General features: G+C 65.3%; 19 protein-coding genes and 1 tRNA gene. 8 read left to right on the top strand and 12 right to left on the bottom strand.

The genetic code is table 11. From position 1 onward, the window contains the following. Window positions 1-513 precede the first annotated feature (513 nt). Genes cyoD through cyoA form a run of 4 tightly spaced genes read right to left on the bottom strand, consistent with a single transcriptional unit; the run spans window position 514 to window position 4,530 of the window. Window positions 514-855, bottom strand: a complete 342-nt coding sequence (gene cyoD, locus Q9Q79_RS06040) for a cytochrome o ubiquinol oxidase subunit IV (RefSeq protein WP_005408584.1) — start codon at window positions 853-855, stop codon at window positions 514-516. Further along, a complete protein-coding gene (gene cyoC / locus Q9Q79_RS06035) occupies window positions 855-1,493 on the bottom strand; it encodes a cytochrome o ubiquinol oxidase subunit III (protein ID WP_005408583.1) in 639 nt (212 codons plus the stop codon). Before cyoC ends, cyoD begins: the two co-directional genes overlap by 1 nt. Next, complete coding sequence (gene cyoB, locus Q9Q79_RS06030) at window positions 1,490-3,487, bottom strand: cytochrome o ubiquinol oxidase subunit I (RefSeq protein WP_005408582.1); 1,998 nt, start codon at window positions 3,485-3,487, stop codon at window positions 1,490-1,492. The genes cyoC and cyoB overlap by 4 nt, the downstream gene beginning before the upstream one ends. A gap of 2 nt (window positions 3,488-3,489) precedes the next feature. Beyond that, window positions 3,490-4,530, bottom strand: coding sequence for a ubiquinol oxidase subunit II (gene cyoA / locus Q9Q79_RS06025; protein WP_005408581.1), 1,041 nt, complete (start codon window positions 4,528-4,530; stop codon window positions 3,490-3,492). A 353-nt stretch (window positions 4,531-4,883) separates the two neighbouring features. Between cyoA and Q9Q79_RS06020 the strand changes: the two genes are divergently transcribed. The 3 genes from Q9Q79_RS06020 to Q9Q79_RS06010 are packed head-to-tail and all read left to right on the top strand — an operon-like array spanning window position 4,884 to window position 6,229. Next, a complete protein-coding gene (locus Q9Q79_RS06020) occupies window positions 4,884-5,495 on the top strand; it encodes a GyrI-like domain-containing protein (RefSeq protein ID WP_012479522.1) in 612 nt (203 codons plus the stop codon). A 39-nt stretch (window positions 5,496-5,534) separates the two neighbouring features. Further along, on the top strand, window positions 5,535-5,879 hold the full coding sequence (locus tag Q9Q79_RS06015; RefSeq protein ID WP_062606749.1) for a hypothetical protein: 345 nt from the start codon (window positions 5,535-5,537) through the stop codon (window positions 5,877-5,879). 23 nt (window positions 5,880-5,902) lie between these two features. Continuing rightward, window positions 5,903-6,229 (top strand): hypothetical protein, encoded by a 327-nt coding sequence (locus Q9Q79_RS06010; protein WP_005408578.1) that lies wholly within the window; start codon window positions 5,903-5,905, stop codon window positions 6,227-6,229. A 26-nt stretch (window positions 6,230-6,255) separates the two neighbouring features. On the opposite strand, the gene Q9Q79_RS06005 is transcribed toward Q9Q79_RS06010, so the two are convergent. From Q9Q79_RS06005 to Q9Q79_RS05980, 6 genes are all read right to left on the bottom strand, one after another. After that, entirely contained in the window at window positions 6,256-6,852 is a 597-nt protein-coding gene (locus Q9Q79_RS06005; protein WP_062606747.1) for a hypothetical protein, read from the bottom strand. Next, a complete protein-coding gene (locus Q9Q79_RS06000; protein ID WP_024957469.1) occupies window positions 6,853-7,212 on the bottom strand; it encodes a TonB family protein in 360 nt (119 codons plus the stop codon). It lies immediately after the preceding gene. Then, window positions 7,213-8,193, bottom strand: coding sequence for an RHS repeat-associated core domain-containing protein (locus Q9Q79_RS05995; RefSeq protein ID WP_224481940.1), 981 nt, complete (start codon window positions 8,191-8,193; stop codon window positions 7,213-7,215). It abuts the gene before it with no gap. Window positions 8,194-8,445: 252 nt separating this feature from the next. Further along, window positions 8,446-8,521, bottom strand: a tRNA-Thr gene (locus Q9Q79_RS05990). A gap of 50 nt (window positions 8,522-8,571) precedes the next feature. After that, complete coding sequence (locus Q9Q79_RS05985; protein ID WP_060379975.1) at window positions 8,572-9,576, bottom strand: 2-hydroxyacid dehydrogenase; 1,005 nt, start codon at window positions 9,574-9,576, stop codon at window positions 8,572-8,574. A gap of 97 nt (window positions 9,577-9,673) precedes the next feature. After that, complete coding sequence (locus Q9Q79_RS05980; protein ID WP_201863647.1) at window positions 9,674-12,544, bottom strand: autotransporter outer membrane beta-barrel domain-containing protein; 2,871 nt, start codon at window positions 12,542-12,544, stop codon at window positions 9,674-9,676. Between the two features lie 286 nt (window positions 12,545-12,830). Between Q9Q79_RS05980 and Q9Q79_RS05975 the strand changes: the two genes are divergently transcribed. Genes Q9Q79_RS05975 through Q9Q79_RS05955 form a run of 5 tightly spaced genes read left to right on the top strand, consistent with a single transcriptional unit; the run spans window position 12,831 to window position 18,795 of the window. Further along, on the top strand, window positions 12,831-13,310 hold the full coding sequence (locus tag Q9Q79_RS05975) for an RNA polymerase sigma factor (RefSeq protein WP_229295556.1): 480 nt from the start codon (window positions 12,831-12,833) through the stop codon (window positions 13,308-13,310). Continuing rightward, window positions 13,307-14,275 carry a FecR domain-containing protein gene (locus tag Q9Q79_RS05970; RefSeq protein WP_005408571.1) on the top strand — a complete coding sequence of 323 codons (969 nt, stop codon included), beginning with the start codon at window positions 13,307-13,309 and terminating at the stop codon, window positions 14,273-14,275. The genes Q9Q79_RS05975 and Q9Q79_RS05970 overlap by 4 nt, the downstream gene beginning before the upstream one ends. Before the next feature lie 14 nt (window positions 14,276-14,289). Beyond that, window positions 14,290-17,076, top strand: coding sequence for a TonB-dependent receptor (locus Q9Q79_RS05965; RefSeq protein WP_201863648.1), 2,787 nt, complete (start codon window positions 14,290-14,292; stop codon window positions 17,074-17,076). Between the two features lie 46 nt (window positions 17,077-17,122). Then, window positions 17,123-18,079 carry a hypothetical protein gene (locus Q9Q79_RS05960; RefSeq protein ID WP_065183108.1) on the top strand — a complete coding sequence of 319 codons (957 nt, stop codon included), beginning with the start codon at window positions 17,123-17,125 and terminating at the stop codon, window positions 18,077-18,079. Continuing rightward, window positions 18,076-18,795: a hypothetical protein gene (locus Q9Q79_RS05955; protein ID WP_012479510.1), complete on the top strand. Its 720-nt coding sequence runs from the start codon at window positions 18,076-18,078 to the stop codon at window positions 18,793-18,795. The genes Q9Q79_RS05960 and Q9Q79_RS05955 overlap by 4 nt, the downstream gene beginning before the upstream one ends. An 82-nt stretch (window positions 18,796-18,877) precedes the next feature. Here Q9Q79_RS05955 and Q9Q79_RS05950 read toward each other — a convergent pair whose 3' ends face one another. Both Q9Q79_RS05950 and Q9Q79_RS05945 read right to left on the bottom strand, forming a co-directional pair. Then, on the bottom strand, window positions 18,878-19,543 hold the full coding sequence (locus Q9Q79_RS05950) for a lysoplasmalogenase (protein WP_099530003.1): 666 nt from the start codon (window positions 19,541-19,543) through the stop codon (window positions 18,878-18,880). Continuing rightward, on the bottom strand, window positions 19,540-21,423 hold the full coding sequence (locus Q9Q79_RS05945) for a M61 family metallopeptidase (RefSeq protein WP_201863650.1): 1,884 nt from the start codon (window positions 21,421-21,423) through the stop codon (window positions 19,540-19,542). Before Q9Q79_RS05945 ends, Q9Q79_RS05950 begins: the two co-directional genes overlap by 4 nt.

Here is a 21,423-nt window from a genome sequence, read left to right as displayed (position 1 = left end):
TGCTGCAGGCAAGGACTCTGACCCCATCCCCGTACAGCGTGGATCTCCTGGTAGGGCCGGCCGCTGGCCGGCTTCCCGCAATTGCCGGCCAGCGGCCGGCACTCCCCCCCGTGCCGGCCATGCCAGGTGGGATAAGGCCGATGGCCTTGGGGTCGGATCCCTGGCCGCAGGCAAGGGCTCTGACCCCATCCACGCATGGCGTGGATCCTGGTAGAGCCGGCCGCTGGCCGGCTTCCCGCAATTGCCGGCCAGCGGCCGGCACTACCACCCTGTGCCGGCCATGCCAGTTGGGATGAGGCCGATGGCTTTGGGGTCGGATCCCTTGCTGCAGGCAAGGACTCTGACCCCATCCCCGTACAGCGTGGATCTCCTGGTAGGGCCGGCCGCTGGCCGGCTTCCCGCAATTGCCGGCCAGCGGCCGGCACTACCACCGCGCGTGCCATTCCCGGTGGGCGCGACAAACAAAAAGGCCGCCCGAGGGCGGCCTTTCTGCGTGGCAACGTCGCGCGGACGTCAGTGCATCATGTGCACGTTCATGTTGTGCATGACCCACAGGGTACCGACCACGATGATGCCGATCACCACCACGGTGAAGGCCGCAGCGTTGACGTTCCAGCGGCTTTCCGAAGAACGGTCCAGGTGCAGGAAGAACACCAGGTGGACCAGCATCTGCAGCACCGCGGTGATGGCGATGACCACACCGTTGACGGTGCGCGAGAAATCACCCGACATCACCATCCAGAACGGGATGACGGTCAGCACCACCGCCAGCACGAAGCCGATCAGGTACGACTTCACGGTGCCATGGCTTTCGCCGCCGGTGCCGTGGTCGTGTGCATGGTTGTCATGTGCCATTACAGGGCTCCATTGAGATAGACGACGGAGAACACGCCGATCCAGATCAGGTCCAGGAAGTGCCAGAACAGGCTCAGGCACGCCATGCGGGTCTTGTTGGTCGGGGTCAGGCCGTACTTCTTCAGCTGCACGAACATCACCAGCAGCCACAGCAGGCCGGCGCTGACGTGCAGGCCGTGGGTACCGACCAGGGCGAAGAACGCCGACAGGAAGGCACTGCGGTCCGGACCGTAGCCCTGGTGGATCAGGTGCTGGAACTCCCACACTTCCATGCACATGAAGCCGAAGCCCAGCAGCCAGGTGATGCCCAGCCACAGGTACATCTGGCCCATCTGCTTGCGGTGCATGGCGATCATGCCCAGGCCGAAGGTCAGCGAGGAGGTCAGCAGCAGCGCGGTTTCCCATGCCACGAACGGCAGTTCGAACAGGTCCTTCGCGGTGGGGCCACCATCGGTGCCGCCTGCCAGCACCACGTAGGTGGCGAACAGCGAGGCGAAGATGAGGCAGTCGCTCATCAGGTACACCCAGAAACCGAAGACGGTGTTGCCGCCGGTGTCGTGGTGCTCGTGGTCGTCATGGCCATGGGCCGCCGCATGCGCGGCGTGCCCGTGGCTCAGGGTCGAGGTATTGGTGCTCATGCCTTCAGCTCCGACTTCACCAGGCCCTGGGCTTCCAGGTGCTTGCGGTGTTCGTTCTCGATGCGTTCCACCTCGGCGGCCGGGACCCAGTAGTCCACGTCCTGGTCGAAGGTGCGGTAGATGAACGTGGCGATCATGCCGACGAAGCCGACGATGGCCAGCCACCAGATGTGCCAGATCATCGCGAAGCCGAACACCAGGCTGAAGGCACCGATGACAACGCCTGTGCCGGTGTTGCGCGGCATGTGGATGTCGGTGTACTTGGCCGGCTTCGGCCAGGCTTCACCACGCTGCTTGCGCTCCCAGAAATCGTCCAGTTCGGTGACTTCCGGCAGGGTGCCGAAGTTGTAGAAGGCCGGCGGCGAAGAGGTTTCCCACTCCAGCGTACGGGCATCCCACGGGTCGCCGGTCAGGTCGACGGTCTTCTTGCGGTCGCGGATCGACACGGCCACCTGGATGATCTGGCACAGGATGCCGGCACCCACGATGAAGGCACCTGCGGCGGCGATCAGCAGCAGCGGCTCGTAGGCCGGGTTGACGGTGCTCTGCAGGCGACGGGTCATGCCCATGAAGCCCAGCACGTACATCGGCATGAAGGTCACGTAGAAGCCGATGAACCAGCACCAGAACGCGCACTTGCCCCAGAACTCATTGAGGCGGAAGCCGAACATCTTCGGCCACCAGTAGGTGATGCCGGCGAACATGCCGAACACCACGCCGCCGATGATGACGTTGTGGAAGTGGGCGATCAGGAACAGGCTGTTGTGCAGCACGAAGTCGATGGCCGGGATCGCCAGCATCACGCCGGTCATGCCGCCGATGACGAAGGTGACCATGAAGCCGATGGTCCACAGCACCGGGGTGGTGAAGTGCACGCGGCCGCGGAACATGGTGAACAGCCAGTTGAAGATCTTCACGCCGGTCGGGATCGAGATGATCATCGTCGTGATGCCGAAGAAGGCATTGACGTTGGCACCCGAGCCCATGGTGAAGAAGTGGTGCAGCCACACGATGAACGACAGCACGCCGATGCAGGCGGTGGCGTAGACCATGCCCTTGTAGCCGAACAGCGCCTTGCGCGAGAAGGTCGCGATGACTTCGGAGAACACACCGAACGCCGGCAGGACCAGGATGTACACCTCCGGGTGGCCCCAGATCCAGATCAGGTTGATGTACAGCATGGCGTTGCCGCCACCGTCATTGGTGAAGAAGTGCGTACCCAGGTAACGGTCCAGGGTCAGCAGCACCAGGGTGATGGTCAGCACCGGGAAGGCAGCGACGATCAGCACGTTGGTCACCAGGGCGGTCCAGGTGAACACCGGCATCTGCATCAGCTTCATGCTGGGGGTACGCATCTTCAGGATGGTGATGAAGAAGTTGATACCGCTCAGCGTGGTACCCAGGCCTGCGACCTGTAGACCCCAGATGTAGTAGTCCATGCCGACGCTTGGACTGTATTCGATGCCCGACAACGGTGGGAACGCCAGCCAGCCGGTGGCAGCGAACTCACCGATCCACAGCGACAGCATGATCAGCACAGCGCCCGACACGAACAGCCAGAAGCTGAGCGAGTTGACGAACGGGAACGCGACGTCGCGCGCACCGATCTGCAGCGGCACGGCCAGGTTCATCAGGCCGGTGATCAGCGGCATCGCCACGAAGAAGATCATGATCACGCCGTGGGCGGTGAAGATCTGGTCGTAGTGGTGCGGCGGCAGGTAACCCTCGGACCCGCCGACGGCGAGCGCCTGCTGGGTACGCATCATGATGGCGTCGGAGAAGCCGCGCAGCAGCATGACGAAGGCGACGATGAGGTACATCACGCCGATCTTCTTGTGATCCACCGAGGTGAACCACTCCTTCCACAGATAGCCCCACAGCTTGAACTTGGTGATCAGGGCCATGACGCCCAGGCCACCCAGCACCGCGCCGACCAGGGTGGTCAGCACGATCGGATCGTGGGGGATCGACTCAAGAGAGAGTTTTCCCAACATGTTCATTCTCCCGAACCCGCGTGGCCAGCATGGCCAGCGTGTTCGTGTTCGGTGGCATCCAGGTTTTCACCCGATTCCTTGGAATCATGCGCGTCACTGGGGGCATGCCCCTCGTGCGCTTCATGGCTGGCGGCATCGGCAGCGGCGGCACCGGCGTGCGAGTGCTTCATGCCGTAATGCTTGTTGTCGCCCATGTGCTTGGCGATGACCCAGTCGAACAGGCCTTCTTCGGTCTTGCCGAAGTAGGTGACCGGATACCACTCGGCGTTGCGTGCTTCACCCAGGGCCTTGAACGAGGCCTTGTCCAGGGTCTGCTCACCGGCACGGACCTGGTCCAGCCACTGGCGGTATTCGGCATCGGTGACCGAGTAGGCGGTGAAGTGCATCTTGGCGAAGCCTGCGCCACTGTAGTGCGAGGACATGCCCGGGAATTCACCGGTCTCGTTGGCGATCAGGTGGAGCTTGGTCTCCATCGCAGCCATCGAGTAGATCATGCTGCCCAGGTGCGGGATGAAGAAGGCATTCATCACCGAATCGGACGTGATCTTGAAGTTCAGCGGCGTGTTGACCGGGAACTTGATTTCGTTGACGACCGCCACCTTCTCTTCCGGATAGATGAACAGCCACTTCCAGTCCAGCGAGATCGCCTCGATGGTGACCGGCTTGACGTCCGATTCCAGCGGACGATACGGGTCCAGCGCGTGCGACGAACGCCAGGTCAGGACCGCCAGCACCAGCACGATCATGCAGGGAATGGACCACACCACCACCTCGATCGCCGTCGAGTGGGACCACTTCGGCTCGTAACGGGCCTTGGTGTTGGAGGCGCGATACTTCCACGCGAAGGTCAGGGTCATGATGATGACCGGGATGACGACCAGCAGCATGAGCACGGTGGCCGTGATCAGCAGGGTCTTCTCATCCTGGCCGATCTGGCCCTTCGGACTGAGGATGGCCACGGCATCGCAGCCGGTGAGCATCACCAGCAACGACAGCAGCAGGCCCGGGCGCAACCAGCGCCCAAGGGTTTTCAACGGAATCATCGGTCGATCCAATTGCGAGGGAATGCCGTTCCCCGTCCTGCCTGTTCCGGCCAAAGCCGGTCCCACCGGTCCGGAAGACAGGTAGGGAGGTGGGTCGAGTCAGCCTTTCAATTTTAGGCCGTCACCCACCATTTAAGAAAGGCATTGACATTGATCGAGCGCAGGAAAGGCCCGATTCTGGCTGCGACACGTTGTCGCACCGCGCGGGCATGACGGGGCGCATGACCCAGGGCGGCATTCCGGCCCTGGACGTTCGCGGGCCGTTCGCCCTCGTTCGGCAAAGTCACCTGAATCGGTTCAGGCGTGCTGACGGGTGCCTGGCATGGGATGCTCGGCACAGGAGGAAGGCCCCGATGGACAAGATCGACTTCAAGAAGCGCGACCGGGCACTCTATCACCCGCCCGCCGGCCAGTTCGTACCGGTCGATGTACCGCCCCTGCCCTACCTGATGGTCGATGGTCGCGGCGACCCGAACACTGCCCCGGCCTACCTGCAGGCGGTGCAATGGCTGTACTCGGTGAGCTATGCACTGAAGTTCGCCCTGAAGGCCGGAGGCCAGGACTACGTGGTGCCACCGCTGGAAGCGCTTTGGACCGCCGAGGATCCGTCGAGCTTTGTGGCACGCCGCAAGGATGAGTGGAGGTGGACGGCGATGATCCGCACGCCGGATGGGATCAGTCCAGCGCAGTTGGAGGCTGCCATTGCCAAGGCGGCGAAGAAACTGGGCGACGTTCCAGCCAGCCTTCGCCACGAAATTCTCGAAGAAGGCCTCTGCCTGCAGACGCTGCATGTAGGCGCCTACGATGACGAGGGTCCGGCCCTGGCCCATCTGCACGACGAACTGATGCCCGCACTGGGTTACACCTTTGCCGGCCCCCATCATGAGATCTACCTGAGCGACCCGCGCAGGACCGACGCGGCGCGGTTGAAGACCGTGCTGCGGCAGCCCGTCCGCGCGGAATGACCGCCTGCGAGCACCGCTCTGACAAGGAGCAGAAGATTCATGCCCCTGATTGATCGTTTACTGCGCTGGACCACCCTGCCCACCGGGCGCCGCGCCTTCGCGCTGCTGTGCAGCGTGTTGTTGCTTGTACTGGCCTGCAATCCCGACCTGCTGCCGCTGCTGTCGCTGATCGATGCACTGGGGATGGATGTGGTGATGTTGCTGCTGGCTGCACAGGTAACGGTGGTACTGCCCTGGCTGCGGGAACGCGCCGGGCGATGGTTCCGGCTGGCCATGCGGATCGCGGCCGGGGTGCTGGCCGGGGTGATCGGCGGCTATCTGCGGCAACTGGTGATGCTCGTGCTCATCAGATCCGGCACCTGCTGCGCTATATATAGGGCTTGATGCCCCGGGCCTGCAGGGAAGACATGAAACAGCTCGCTATCACACTCGGTGCACTGCTGCTGTCCGGCAGCGCATGGGCCGATACACACCAGACCGGAAAAATCACCAAACTGGTTGTCGAATCCACGTTCGTTTCCGTGTGGCTGGAAGGCCAGCCCACCAACAACGAGTGTGCTTCCGACGGGCGCTGGACAATCGATCTTGCCAGCGACAAATCCGGACGGGAAAAGTACGCGGCCATCCTGTCGGCGGCGTCATCGCGGACACCGATCGGCTTCCACGCACTCACCAGCGAAGGTTGCGGCGTGTTCGGAGCAAAGAAGATCTACTATTTCGACCTTGCCTATTGAGACAGCACTCCGCGCAGACGTGCTGCTCAGCGCCTCGGGGCCGGATCTGCGATGCAGACCTTCTCCCCAAGGCGCAGGGACTTGCCGTCCCCGTGCCCTGCCGATGAACGATCAAGCGGCCAAAAGCAGACACTGATACCGGAAAGGTCATTGCCATAGTCTTCGGGGATGCCGGTCATGGCAATGCCCATGACTTCATTCCAGCCCGGCGCGCCACACTTCAGGCAAGCTGCCGCGCTCGCCTTGGCTTTGCCTGGTGTCCATCGCGCGGGCGGAAGGCCCATTCGCCCGGCTTTCCATTCGACATACCGGGAATGGAAGCCAATTGAAAATCCACGCCCCATGTCCACCGTTGTCGTCGAGGCGTCTGCGGGAACCGTCGATTCAACCCGGATCGTCACCGGCCGGTCGGGCAACGTGGCTCCGACCTCAATGCAGTAGGTCGGCGCGCAGGCCTGCGGCACAGAGACAGGTGGCGCAGCGGATGCTGCAGCCGGCAGCGAGGCGGCCAGAATGACGACTGAAGAAGCAATCCGCATGATCATTTCCTCTTGTCGTCCTCGATGAGGGTCTTCAACACCTGCTCGCTGCCGTTGCTGTTTCAGCAGGTTGACCGGGCTCATTCAATCCAGACGTTGGAAATCGAATGTGACCTTCCTGGTGCAGCGGGATGGGACCGGAGGGAAACGCCACTTCGCCACGGCAACCAAGGCTGCGCGCTCATAAGCAGCATTGTCGACCCTCCCCCGGTCCAGCGCTTCAAACTGTGACCGCGTGATGACGGGATTTGTCACCCGCCCATCCTCTTCAACGACGACGGTCGCCACGACAGAGCCACGCACCTGCATCTCAGTCGCGGCGGAAACGACCGGCGCAATGGACTCCACCGGACTGCTTGCCGCCTGGCAAGGCCCAGGGAGCTCCTCACCGGCGCGACATGAGGCACTGGACAAGGCCAACGCAAGCATCAGAACGCGGTTCATTCAACACTCCCGATTGCTGGTGGGGGAGCAGACATTAACCGTGCCGTTCGTGTCGCTGTAGCTCTTCCGGGCAGGCTCCCCCAGCTCACGCGCGGCCCGGGTCTCCACCCCCGTAGCCCGCGCCTCCTCCGAAGATACGCCGACTCGGATCTGCATCACGCCGTTGCTCTCCGAGTTGGACTGTGGCGCAACAAGCGAAGCCTGGAAAGCGGACAATCCAACCCGATCATGCTGGGCAGCATGGCTCACCTCGTGACCGCCCCCCAGAGCAGGAGACTGGATCTCCCCGGAGGATTTGACGCGAAGTCCAGAGGTGACATCAATGCTGATGATTCTTTTGTTCTCGTCATATCCAAAATCACCATTGCGATTGAACTGTATGGTGTAGGTCTCATCGGATAGGAGAATCTGCTTCAGTTCAGAGCTGATGGTTTCTGACTTCATCCAATGGTTGAGCACGGCAGCACCATCACGCAGCGTCGCTCCGCCTTCAAATGCGTACTTGACGATTCGCCCATCTGGATCCGTGAACCTGTAAGGATTCCCGTTCGCATACTTATACCGGTTGAACTGCCCCACCGGCTGCTCATACGCCGTGACCGGATCAACCGACAGGAACACCCCCAACTGCGGATCCATGTAGCGCTGCTGCATGTAGATCAGGCCCGTTGCCGAGTCGCTCACGTGCCCGGTATACCCCGGCCCGTCCGTGACCTGACCTCCCACCACGGCCCCGTACGGCTCGTAGTCATAGCGCTTGATCACATTGCCGTTGGCATCGCTCTCAGCCACGACCGAGCCCAGGGCGTCAGTGTGGATGTACGTCACAGTGGTCTGGGCGACTGCGGTTGGCGACAGGCCAAGGCCGATCAGCAGCACACAACACAGCCAGGCGCCTGATGCCCCCAGCTTGCGAATTCGATCTCCACATCTCCTGAAGCGGGTAAACACGCCGCCTGCAGTTCCCCCGAACCTGCGCATCCTTCCAATCTCTAAAAGAGCCTTGAAGCAAGGCTGGGTATTCATAGCACAGGAATGACCGGCTGCAGTTGCCAGGTCAGGAACTGTGCAAGGAGCCAAGCGCCTGGGAAGCCGGAGGGGCGGGTAGATCGCGAGACTCAGAAATCGCGACCTGCCAGCCATGGGCTGGCACTCCTGGGGTTGCCGGCCAGCGGCCGGCACTACCAGAGCATAAAAAAAGCCCCGACCAAGGCCGGGGCTTTTCATTACAACTGGTGCCGGAAACAGGAGTCGAACCTGCGACCTACGCATTACGAATGCGCCGCTCTACCAACTGAGCTATTCCGGCGGAGCCCGCGATTTTACGGGCTGGGCGCCCCGGCGGTCAATCCACCCGGCTCAGTCCGCCTCTACCCGGTTGGCACACACCCGCCCAGCCGCGAAATCCTGCAGGTTCCCCAGCGTGATCGCCGAGATCTCCTGCAGCGCCTCCACGGTGAAGAAGCCCTGGTGGCCGGTCACCAGCACGTTGGGGAAGGTCATCAGGCGCTGGAAGGCCTCGTCGTCGATGATCTCGCCGGACAGGTCCTGGAAGAACAGCGCGCTTTCCTGCTCGTACACGTCGATGGCCAGGTGGCCGAGCCGGCGCGACTTCAGCCCGCGGATCACTGCATGGGTATCCACCAATCCGCCGCGCGAGGTGTTGACCAGCATCGCGCCCGGCTTCATCCGCGCCAGCGAGGCGTCATTGATCAGGTGCTGGGTATCGGGCGTCAGCGGGCAGTGCAGCGAGACGATGTCAGCGCGCGCCAGCAGTTCATCCAGCGCCACCATCTCGCCGATACCCGCGAAGGCCGGCAACGGGTACGGGTCGTGCCCCAGCACCGTGCAGCCCATACCCTTGAAGATGCGCGCGGTGGCCAGGCCAATCTTGCCGGTGCCGACGATGCCGACCGTGCGTCCATGCAGGGTGCGCCCGAGCAGGCCATCGAGCATGAAGTTGCTTTCCCGCACGCGGTTGTAGGCGCGATGGGTCTGCCGGTTGAGGGTCATCACCAGCGCCAGCGCATGCTCGGCCACGGCCTCGGGCGAATACGCCGGCACCCGGGCGACGAACAGGCCCAGCGCTTTTGCAGCGGCCAGGTCCACATTGTTGAAGCCCGCACAGCGCAGCAGCACCGCACGCACGCCCAACGCGTGCAGCGCACGCAGCACCGCCGCATCCAGCCGGTCGTTGACGAACACGCAGACCGCGGCGCAATCCTGTGCCAGCGCTGCGGTATGCACATCCAGCGCGGCGTCGAAGTAGACGAACGTATAACCCTGCCCCGCCGCATCGCGCTGGTTGGCTTCGTCCAGGAAGCGGCGGTCGTAGGGTCGGGCGCTGAAGACGGCGATCTGCATGGAAGAACCTGGATGGAATGCCATGCCGACCATACCGCAGCCACGCGTCCGTGGGGATGGCACCGGCGATGCGAACATCGCCGGTGCCCTGTGCCACTCAGAACTTGTAACCCAGCCCCAGCATCACGCCGTTCTGGATCTGCCCGTCACGACGCTCGCCCACGTAGTCGGCCATGATCGACAGGCGTTCGCTGGCGCGGCTGGTCACACCCAGGTTCCAGGCCAGCACCTGCTCGCCCACGGCCTGGCTGCTTGCCCCGAACACCAGATCCGGTGCTGCGGCGAAGCCGGTGCTGTAGCGCGCCTGCGAGTCGCCCAGTTCCTTCTGCCAGACCACGCGGGCACGCGGGGTAATGCGCTCGCCGTTGTTGCCTTCGAAGGTCCTGAACAGCTGCAGGCCGGCGCCCACGCGGATGCTCTCCAGGCTGCCGCTGCGACCGACCAGTGCACCCGCACCCTGCCCTTCATTGAAGCGCGTGGCCGAGGTACGCGCGTAGTCCACCACCGGCAACAGCGGCTGGATCACCAGGCCCTTGCCCGTGGTGAATGAGAACGCGTGCTCCACCCGCGCGGAGATCGCATCGTTGCTGTACTTGGCACGCAGCGGCTGCTGCAGGCCATCGATACCGCTGACGCTGCGGCGGGTGTCGTGACGCAGGTCTGTGTAGCGCACCGCCGCCGACAGATAGCCGCGCGAATAGGTCGCGTCCAGGTAGCCGCCCACGTCCAGCGCGCGCACGTCACCACTGAAGTCGGAGCCGTCGCGGCCCTTGGTCGACATATCCGCCGCTGCCACGCTGACGCCCAGGGTGACGCGGTCATCGGCAACGCGGGTATCGGCGCCGACGACGATGCCGCCGATGTTATGGCTCAAGCCTGCCACGCCACCGTCGGCATCGATGCGGCCGTGGCTGGCGAAACCGCGCGCCCACAGGCCATGGTTGCGACCAGAGCCACTGCCTTCACCGCCACCCGCCGCCGGCTCGACCAGATGCATGGCCAGTTGGTTGAACAGGCTGCCGTGGCGCATGCCCGGCTGCGCCGACACCGATTGCGCGGCCTGCGAGGCCAGGCCGTCGGCATCACCACCACTGCGCATCGCGGCCTGGTGCTGCTGCACCACGTTGCCGATGCTGCCCACCAATGCGTTGTCGGCCAGGCGCAGGGTCGCGTGCGCGTCACCGCGCAGGGCACCGGCCTGCTGTGCGATCACGTCACGGTCGGCGAACTGCAGGGCGCCAAGCAGCGACTTCAGGCCACCATCCCTGCGATCGGAAGCGGCCGCCAGCGCGCGGCCCAAGCCATCGCCGGAAGTGCCGTTGGTGAACAGGCCCAGCTGGTCGAAACCCGGGTTGGCGGTCAGCCACAGGCCGTCAGCGGCCTGCTTCACGTTGAAGCTCAGCAGCGAGTTGTGGCGCGGGCGGAACACTTCGCCGCCGGTAATGCTGGCGCTGTAGCCGGTGTCACCCAGACGCACGACCTCTTCGAAGCCGCCCTGGTATATCGGGCCCTGCACCAGGTCACGGCGGAAGTCCTGGCCGTAGTAACCCTGCGCCACGTTCAGTTCGAGGAAGGCCCCTTTGGAGATCACCAGCGCGCCGTCGGTCTGCTTGCTGTCGAAGAAACTGCCTACGCGCAGGCGGCCACTGCCCGCCCCGCCGTTCTCGGTCACATCGAACAGCACCTTCCCGCCCGGCATGATGTTGACGTAGCCATGGGTGACCAGATCGCCGCCGCGCGGCATCAGGGTCCCGTACACACGCAGGCGGTTGAAGCCGTCCTCGCGCCAGGACGGGCGGGTACCGCTGGCCAGCGCACTGAGATCCATAGCGGTGCCGGCCACGTCACCATTGCCGACCAGCATGCCTGCGCCCATTACCCGCACCTCCGAAGCGCGCAGGGCGCCGCCTTCCAGTGCGATGGTGCCGTTGTCGACCAGCATGAAGTCGGCACCGGTGGTCGCGGAGGTCCGCCATGTCGCGCCGCTGGTCACGCGGATCACGCCCATGGAGTTGTCCAGCGTGGACGCATCCAGGTCGCCCAGGCGCAGCTTGGACAGCAGCAGGGCCTTGTATGTGGGATCGTTCTGGTAGTCCTGTACCGAGTTCGCGCCGATGCCCTGCGGACCATTGCTGGACGCGTTGTAGATGCTCTGCGCCAGGTTGATGTAGCTGGACTGCCAGTTGGTGTTCCAGCGCGCGAAGTCATCATCGACGAAGGTCTGCAGCTGGCGACCGGTGCGCAGGTAGCCCGGGTTGATGTCGCCGCTCACGTTGGCGGTGACATTCAACGTATCGCCCGGATCGCGGTAGCCCTTGGCGGTGATGACCCTGTTGCTGTAGATGTCCTGCCCCGGGAACGACTCCAGCTTGCTGCCGCTGCCATCAGGATCGAAAGTGACCGAGGCACCCGTGGTGCGCGCCGGATCGCGGAACACCAGCAGGCCGTTGGGCTGCACGACTTCATACATGGCCTTGTGCAGCAGCCCGGCATCGATGCCACCGCCGTAGTTGCCGGTGTAGATCTGGGTCATCCGCGGCGACGGCGTGTAGATCACTTTGCCGCTGTTGCTGGCCGCGTGGATCTGTACCGAATCGACGATCGGCAGATCACCGGCCAGATAGCGTTCGACGCCACCGGACTGCATGATCGAGCAGGACGAAATGCAGTGGCCGGACACGATGGTGTTCAGGCCGGACGTGCGGATCACGCCCTGCAGCCACTCGCCGGCGATCAGCGCGCCACCATTGGAGGTGCGCAGCACCACTTCGCGGATCGGCCGGCCCTCGGCCTGTGCCTTGGCCAGCAACGCGGGCAACGACACCACATCGGCGTAGGTCACCCCGCCGCTCAGGAAGATGCGATCCCCCTGCACGTGATAACTCATTGCCATGACGTCATCAGCCGCCGCGATGGCGCCAACGGCGATCAGCCCGGCCAGGGCCAGGCTCAACTTCGAATGCTTCATACGTTCTCTCTCTCCACCCGCAACACGCGGGTAAGGAGTCAAACGGCAAAGCGCCGGAATCTCCCCCAGCCCGGTCGGCCGGAAAAAATGAATGCATTCACAATGAGAGAGGGGGCACCACACACTCTTCCCCATCCGGTCATCGTCGCGTAAAACTCGAAGGCGCACCCGTCAACGTCAGCCGAGGCCAGCCCTGTCCGTTCCGTCCCCCCTGATCCACCACGCGCCGGAGCCACCCGCGCCTGCGGACGCCTTCATCGCGTTCGTACGCGAGGAACGCGCGCCACTGTGCGCGTTCCTGCGCACACGGGGCGTCGGGCCGGAGGATGCAGAGGACATCGCGCAGGACTGCATGGAGCGGCTGATCCGCTATCGCGCGCACGGCACCGACGAACTGCGCCTGCTGCTGTATCGTATCGCGCGCAATCGCCTGGCCGATCGCGGCCGATCGCCGCAGTCGCGACCGCACCTGTCACTGGCCGAGCATGATGGTCACGACGAGCCCACCAGCCCGTCGCCGGACCCCTTGCGCCAGGCAGAGTCCGGGCAGATGTTGTCCCTGCTGCGGCAGGCCCTTTTCAAATTGCCCGAGCGTGCGCGCGAGGTGTACCTGCTCAACCGGATCACCGGCATGAGCTATACGCAGATCGCGCGGCACTGTGGAATTACAGCCAAGACCGTGGAAAAACACATCGCCCGCGCCCTGCAGGGCCTGCGCCAGGAGTTGGGACCGGATCCGCTGCACAACGACGGGGATACCGAATGAGCAGCCACCGGCACACGGAAGACGCCTCGCTGTTCGCACGCGCCAGCGCCTGGGTAGCGCGGTTGGAGGCCCCGGACTGCACCCCTGCCGAACGCGAGTCGTTCGAAGACTGGCTGGCTGAAGACCCTGCCCATGTCAAAGCCTGGGCGCAGGCCGAAGATCTTTTCCAGCAAGGCCAGGGCCTGGCTGCGGACCCATGGCTGCGGACGGCTGCGGCGCGTGCGGCACGGCCTGCCCGACGCCGCTGGCTGCCTGCCGCGGCCGCGGCCGCTGGTATCTGCCTGGCCATCGGCGTGGGCTGGATGGTAGCGGTGGATGGCAACCCAGCCCCGCAGCGCTTTGCCAATGACACGCATCAGGCGCAGCGGCTGACCCTGCCCGATGGCAGCGTAGCCATGCTCGATGCCGGCACGACGCTGCACGCACGCTTTGGCTGGCGCCACCGCGAGCTGGACCTCGAACGCGGCCGCCTGCAGTTGCAGGTCGCGCCATCGAACAAAGCACTGCAGCTGCGCGCCGGCACCAGCACCATCCGCGATATCGGCACCACCTTCCAGGTCGAGCGCCTGCACGATGGCCTGGTCGAGGTCGCGCTGCTGGAGGGTGCGGTGGAAGTCAGCAACGGCGCCGCCCAGCACACCCTGGCCCCTGGCCAGCAACTGCAGGTACTCCCCTCCGGGCGCATCCAGCCCGGTCCAGCGCTGTCCTCCACGGCAGCCGCCGAGGGCTGGCTGCATGGGCAGCTGGTCTTCGATGCCACCCCGCTGTCGATCGTGGTCGAACGCATGAACCGCTATGGCCATGCACCGCTGGTGATCGCCGACCCGGAGATCACCGATCTGGCAGTCAGCGGCACGTTCCGCGCAGGCGACGCACAGGAGTTGCTGTCCGCGCTGGAACTTGGCTGGTCCATTGCTGGCCAGACGCGCCCGGATGGCGCGCTGGAACTGCGCCGCACGTACTGAGGAGGCCTGCGGTGATGGCAGGACCAGGCGCGCTGCGGTGGGGGCTGCTCCGCCCCCTGCTGTGCCTGGCGCTGCTGGTCGCCGCGCCGCCTGCCGCCCTCGCAGGCGATCCGGCTGCCACCCACGACTACCGCATCAACGCTGGCCCGTTGCCCTCGGCATTGCAGCAATGGGCACGGCAAAGCGGCATCGCTCTGGTGTTCGATGCCCGGGAACTGGCGGGGCTCCATGCCAACGGCACCCATGGCCAGGCCGATCCAGCATCGGCCCTGAAACAACTGGTCGCCGGCATGCCGGTGACCATCCTTCGAACACCGTCCGGTGGCTTCGTGGTCCGCCGCATCCGCGTCGCGCCCGCCGTCGCGCCGCCGGTTCCGGCAACGGTGGCGCCGCGCCCGCGCATGCCCCCGCAGTCGCCCCCCCAGGTGGACCTGGCGCCGATCCATGTCACCGGCAGCCGGTTGCCGCGCACCTCCGTGCAGACCACCCTGCCGGTGACCACGATCGATCGCGCAGATATCCTGCGCAGTGGCTACGGCAGCCTGTTCGACCTGCTGCGACACCTGCCCGGCATGAACGGGCTGCCAGCGATGAGCAGCGCACGCAGTGGCGATTCGCAGTACCTGCCTGTCGGTGCGGCCGCCACCACCAGCCTGGATGGCATGGGACCGCGCGCCACCCTGTTCCTGGTCAATGGCCGGCGCCTGCCCCGTTATCCAATGGTGTCCCTGGAACAGGGCGGGCTCACCGACCTGGGCGGCATTCCACTCAGCTTTGTCGAACGCATCGAACTGGTGCGCGGCGGTGCTTCGGCCATCTACGGTGCCGATGCCATGTCCGGCGTGGTCAACATCATCCTCCGCGACCAGGCCGACGGCCCGGAGGCAACGCTGCAGACCGGTCTGAGCAGTCGTGGCGACGCTGGCCAGTACCGCGTGCAGGCCGCCACCGGAGGCCTGCGCGGGAGCGGCGACCGCTGGTTCGCAGGCATCGACCTGCATCGCGTCGATCACCTGGCGGGGGACCAGCGTGACTGGCACGCAGAGACGTCGCAGTACCTGATCGGCGCCTTCCGCGATAGCGACTACTGGCCCGCTACGCGCTGCGACGGACCATTGAAACGACGCAATGGCGCCTGCTGGTTCGACAGTTCGCGCCCTCGTTCGCTTCAACCGGCCTCCGATACCGCCTCGGCCTATCTGCGCTACCGGCATGAGCGTGGCCAGGGACGCTACGTCTATGCCGAAGCCCGCGCCAGCCACAACCGGCAGCGTTTCGATCTGGGCCCGACCGCCGTCGCCCTCGGCCTGTACGGCTACACCTTCAACAGCGTCCTGCGCGAAGCCGGCAATGTGCGTCCCCAGGTACGTGCCACCGACGCCGATCTCACCCTGGGCATCGGCCGGGACCAGGGCAGCCACAGCTGGGACGCCGGCATCAGCGCGCAGCGCAGCGACGTCACCCTGGCCACGCCGGGCACCGTGCGCGCCGAACCGTTCATCGAGGCGGCGCAGTCGCTCAGGTTCCTGCCAGGCTTCGATGCATTGCCCGCCGATGAAGCCACCTCGCTGTTCCCATCGATCCGCAACCGTGGACTTACCGAGCAGTGGCAGGGCTGGTGGGGCATACAGCGCGCATTGATGCCGATGCGGGGCGGCAATGCGCAGCTGGCTACCGGCATCGATCTGCGCCATGAACGCTGGACGTCGCACCCGGACACCCTGCTGAGCCAGGGCGATCTGGCACTGGGGCTGCCGCAGCAGCAGCGGCGCCTGTCGCGGCAGAGTGGCGGCGCGTATGCGGAACTGGGCCTGCCACTCACGTCGGAACTGCGCATGGACCTGGCCGCGCGCTGGGACTACGACGGCGACTACACGGCATTCTCGCCCCGTGCCGGCCTGCGCTGGACGCCAACACCGCACTGGTCGTTCCTGCTGGCCAGCGGCCGCGGCTATCGCGCGCCCAGCCTGTTCGAACAGCGCCGCCCGCCAGGACAGTTCGGCACCCTTACCCTGCCCGTCTCAAGCGCACTGCCACCTTGTGCACAGAGCGAGCCGGACGGCCGCTGCGTGGTCACTGCGGATGTGGAGGAGAACAACGCGCTCAAGGCCGAGAGCTCACGCAGCCATTCGCTGGCGGCGACCTGGTCACCCAGCGATGCGTTCTCGCTTTCGCTGACCCACAACATCGTCGAGCTGCGCAACGAGATCCTCGCGCTGCAACCGGCCGATGCCGTGTGGAACCGTGACACCTGGCAATTGGATGAGGATGGCAACCTGAGCAGCCTCCGCCTGTCGTTCGACAATATCGGCCGCACCACTTCCCGCAACTGGGTGCTGCGTGGCGAATACCGGGTCGACACCGGCAGCACCGGCCAGTGGTTGTTCTCGCTGGACGCGCTGAAGCAGCAGGAGCTGCGCCGCCGTCGGGACCATGAGCCGGCGATCGACCTGCGCGGGCATGTCACGCCCGAGATGGCGGCGGTCCTCAACGTGCAATGGCAGAACAGCAACTGGGACATCGCCCTGCGCGGCAACCAGGTGGGCCGCACCCGCGCATGGCTGCCCGGCGCCGAGTGCCCGCAGCGGCAGATCGAACAGAACCACTGCATGAATCCGCGCCAGCTGCGCTGGAACCTGCACCTGGCGCGCCGTCTGGGCACACGCGTCATCGCGGCGCTGGACGTGCACAACGTGCTTGATGCGCAACCGGTGAACTACCTGGTCGGCAATGGTGGGCAGATGCCGGGGCTGGACGATCCACTGGGTCGCTACTACCTGCTTACCCTGCAGTTCCGCTGAGCGTAGTACGCTACGCGGCCTGTTCCACCGGTCTGCCACCTTCCCCATGAAAGCCTATCTCTGGTTCTGGGGCGCGTTCCTGCTGTTCTTCGCGTTGCCCTTCCCCTGCATCCTCTATTTCGGAACCTCCTGGCCGGTGGCGCTGGCTGATCGCAGCGCGCCATGGCTGTCCCTGCTGCTGCTTGTGCTGTCGCTGGCTGCATGGCTCTCTCTGCTGTTCGCGTTCCTGCATTTCCTGCTGCTCGGCCCACCGCGCGCCTTGCATCGCGTCCGCTCGATCCTCGCCGATGGCGAGCCGCGCGATGCGCTGATCGAACACGCTGAACAGACCGGCGTACAGGTGCGTGGCTTCGCGCAATGGAAACTGCAGCTGTCCTTCAAGAACCTGTCCGGCACGCCGATCCGCGAACAGCTGCTGGTGGTCGACAGCAAGCCGCAACTGCAGCGCTTCGGCGTCGGCAGGCACGTCGATGCACGCCTGAGCCAGGTGCCGGGCGCGTTCCCGAACGTGGTACTGGACGGTGCCCAGCCCGAACTGGATGTCGCCAGCCTGTGGCGGCGAAGCATCGGCGCAGCGCTCTGCATCTTCCTGGTAGCCGCTGCCTATGTGGCGGCCTACCGGCTGCAGAGCGAGGGTCTTGGCTGGACCTTCCTGTCCTTCGGCCACCCGCTGCTGGTGTGCCCGCTGGTGCTGTGTGGGTACATCTTGGGGCTGCGCCTGCTTGGCCGCCTGCTGCAGGCTGATGCGCGCGGCGACGCGTTGAAGTACCGCGGCATCGGCGTGGAGGCCAGGGTGCTGAAGGTGCGTCAGACCGGCACCTACCTCAACGAACAGCCGCAGGTGGAGTTCCAGCTGGAGTACACCGATCGTGACGGCCGCGTACAGCAGGTGAGCGTGCGCCGCTTCATCCCGCTGATCGATCTAGCCAACATCCCGCGCGAAACCGTGACCCTGCTGTACGACCCCGATGACCGTGGCAACGTGCGCCTGGAGGGCGTATGAAACAGCCGCCCTCCACCCGCGCCGTGTTCCTGGTATTGCTGCTGGTTCTGGCGGGCGTGGCCGTTGCCGGCGGCGCGGTGCAGACCATCAGCGAAACGCTGGGGCATTCGGTACAGCCGGACCGGTTGCCACCCTCCGTCTCGTCTCAGTCGCCGCGCGAGCAACCCGCATCGCTTGTGCCGTCCCCGGCCGCCTTCCCCGCGGCGAGTACCGCTGCGGCGCCCGAACGCAACAATCGCCTGTTCGATGCGGACTACCTGCAGGCTGCGCGCCAGGCACTGGAGCAGCTGCCGGCACTGGCTGGCCAGAGGCTGACGGTCTTCCATAGCATCCACTTCTACGACGATGGCCGCATCAACCTCGATCTGGTCGACCCGCAACAGCCGGGTCACGTCGACAGCTACCACTTCGAACGTGGCCAGTGGCGCAAGGGCAATCCGGTGAACCCGCAGCAGTTCGCGCCGACCATCAGCCTGCAGCGCAGCAGCACACCCCTGGCCAGCATCGATTTCGAGGCCGTGCCGCGCGTGGCGCAGGCACTGCAGGAACAACGCGACGCGCTGCAGAACCCCGCATCCGAAGTCGGCCACGTCTACGTGATCGTGCGCAAAGGCGGCAAGCTGGTGTGGCTGCCGGATGACGTCGCCGGTGACCGCGAATCCGTGCGCCTGCAGTTCGATGCGCAGGGCACCCTGCGCGGCGTGAACCGCCGATAGGCCACAAAAAAAGGGGACGGAGGGGATTAAGTCGCATGTGCCTTGGTGCGGATTGCGACTTAATCCCCTCCGTCCCCTTTTTCTATTTCACCGAGCGGGCTATGGCGTACTGCGCGCCGTAGTACGTGGACAGCACCAGCACGCTGGCCAGCGGCAGGCCGCCGGCGAAGCGGTCCCAGGCCAGCAGTGAATCGCTGGCGACGAACAGCAGCGCGCCGGCGGCCGCCCAGCGCGCGCTGCCGGCTTCCACGGCAGCGGGCTGTGGCCGGCGCCACTGGCGTGCCAGTGCCAGCACCGCCATCGAGGCCAGCACCACCACATACGCCAGCACCGGAATGCGCATCGGTGCGGGCAGGTGCGGCCACAGGCCAAGTACGTTGAGCACGGCAAACGTCGCCAGCAGGACGCTGGCCGCCAACAGCCCACGCCCCGCACGCAGGCCGTCGCGGAAGGCCACGATGTAGCAGAGGTGGGCCAGCAGGAACGCGACCAGGCCCGGCACGAACGCATCCATCGGCAGCATCAACGCGATGTCACCCACGCACGACAGCAGCATCCCGGCCAGCACCGCGCGTCGATAGAACGGCTGCGCGGGATCATGCACGCGCCAGACGATGGCAGCGATCAGCAGCGTGGTGGTCGGCTTGGCCAGCCAGTGCAGCCAGCGCCCGTCACCGTGCAGGAACGTGCCGACGATGGCCAGGATCGCCATCAGCAGGATCACGCCATCGCGGGCGCGTGGCTTCATCGCGCCTTCCACAATTCTGCGAGGCGGTCAGGCTTGCCGGCGATACGCTCCAGCACCGGGTACTGCAGGCCACCGTGGTAGGCGATGCTCATCGTTTCGATGCGGTCGAACTGCTTCACCAGCAGCACGATCGGCGCCTTGTCCTTCGCTGCCGCAGCCACCGCGTCCTTCAAGCGCTGGCTGCTGTACTCACGGCCGCCAACCGCGATCACCTTCATGCCCGGTGCAAGACCGGCGTTGAACGCCGGGCTGTCCCAGATCACATCGCCGACCGTACCGCTGTCGAGTACGGTCGCGCCCAGCGAATAGGCCAGCAATGCCGCCTTGGCGCGTTTTTCCTGTGCCTTGTAGGCGTCGTTCGGCGTATCGCGGTAGACCAGCTTCCAGCCCGCCAGCTCCAGGCCGCCGGTCAACGAACCGTGGCCGTCCAGGCGCCCGCGCAGGAACGTCGCCCAGTCGTACGGCGCGATGCCGTTCAAGGTCGCGACCACATCATCGAAGGTGTACGGGTTGACGTCCCAGTCGCCATTGCCGACGCCGAAGAACGCACGCGCGAAGTCGTCCAGGCTGCGGCGGTTGCCGCTCAGTTCGCGCAGCTTGCCCTCCACTTCCAGCCACAGCATCTGGCCGCCGGAGTAGTAGTCCTCGCTCATCTGGTAGTTGCGGTAGGGCAGCGTGCGGCGCTGGGCGATGGTCGGATCGTTGGTAGTGTCCTGCAGCGGCCGCCAGGCCAGGCCCGGTCGGCCACGGTCGTAGGTCGCGGCCACATTGGCCAGCATGTCGCGCGCCTGCGCGGCCGACCACAGCCCCGAACGCGCCGCCAGCACCTGGCCCCAGAACTGGGTCTGGCCCTCGTACACCCACAGCAGGCTGTCGCCCATCGGCACGTTGAAGTTGGTGGTGGCCAGGTCGGCGCCGCGACGGTACTTGCCGTTCCAGGAATGGGTGTACTCGTGCGGCAACAGATCGCGCATCCACGCGTTGCTGTCCCACTCGGTGAAGTAGCCCGGATCGGCGCTATTCTCGCTGGAACGGTGATGCTCCAGGCCGATGCCACCGAGGCGGTCGGTCAATGCCAGCAGGAACTCATAGTGGTTGTAGTGGCGCGCACCGTAAAGCTTGTCGGCCTGCTGCACCAGCGCGCGATGCATGGTGATCTGTGCCTCGCTCGGCTTCAGCGATTTGGCGTCGTCGGCAAACACATTGAGGTGCACCGGCACCTTCGCGCCCGGGTCGAGATCGATGCGCTGGTAGTGCTCGCCGGCGAACAAGGGCGAATCGACCAGATGGTCATACGAGATCGGCTTGAACACCACGGTGTCACCGTCGCGCCGCGCGGTTTCCAGCGCGGTTGCGAACGACCAGCCCTTGGGCAGGGTCACGCTGGCCTGCGCCTGCAGGTCGCGCGCATCGACGCCGGCCGGATACAGCGAATTGGCGTTCCACTGCAGGTTGAGCATTTCCGGGGTCATCACCACCCGGCCCTGGCTGCCGCCCTGCGAGGACAGGAAGTCGAAGTGGGCGACGATCTCGCTCACGCCCTCGGGCACGTTCACCTTGAACGCATAGACGTTGAACTGGTCACGCTGCCAGGCCAGCGGCTTGCCGTTGGCGGTCACGCGCAGGCCGGCCAACTTGTCGATCGGGCCGGTGGGCGAATGGTTGCCGGGAATCCACTGCGGGTACAGCAGGGTCATCGGGCCGGGCTTGGCCGGCACCGTAGCGGTCACCTTGAAGATGCGCCGGGCCAGATCGCGCGCGTCGACGTCGATGCGCAGCAGGCCGGGGGCCACCGCGTTCGCCGGTGGCGAGGTCTGCGCCAGTGCAGGCGTGGCCGCCAGCGCGAACAGCAACGACATCGCCAAGGCTCGGGTCTTCAT

It is taken from the genome of Stenotrophomonas sp. a6 (assembly GCF_030913325.1).
GTDB lineage: Bacteria > Pseudomonadota > Gammaproteobacteria > Xanthomonadales > Xanthomonadaceae > Stenotrophomonas > Stenotrophomonas maltophilia.
The sequence above is the reverse complement of the archived record's forward strand: the minus strand, read 5'-3'. Positions and strand labels throughout refer to the sequence as shown.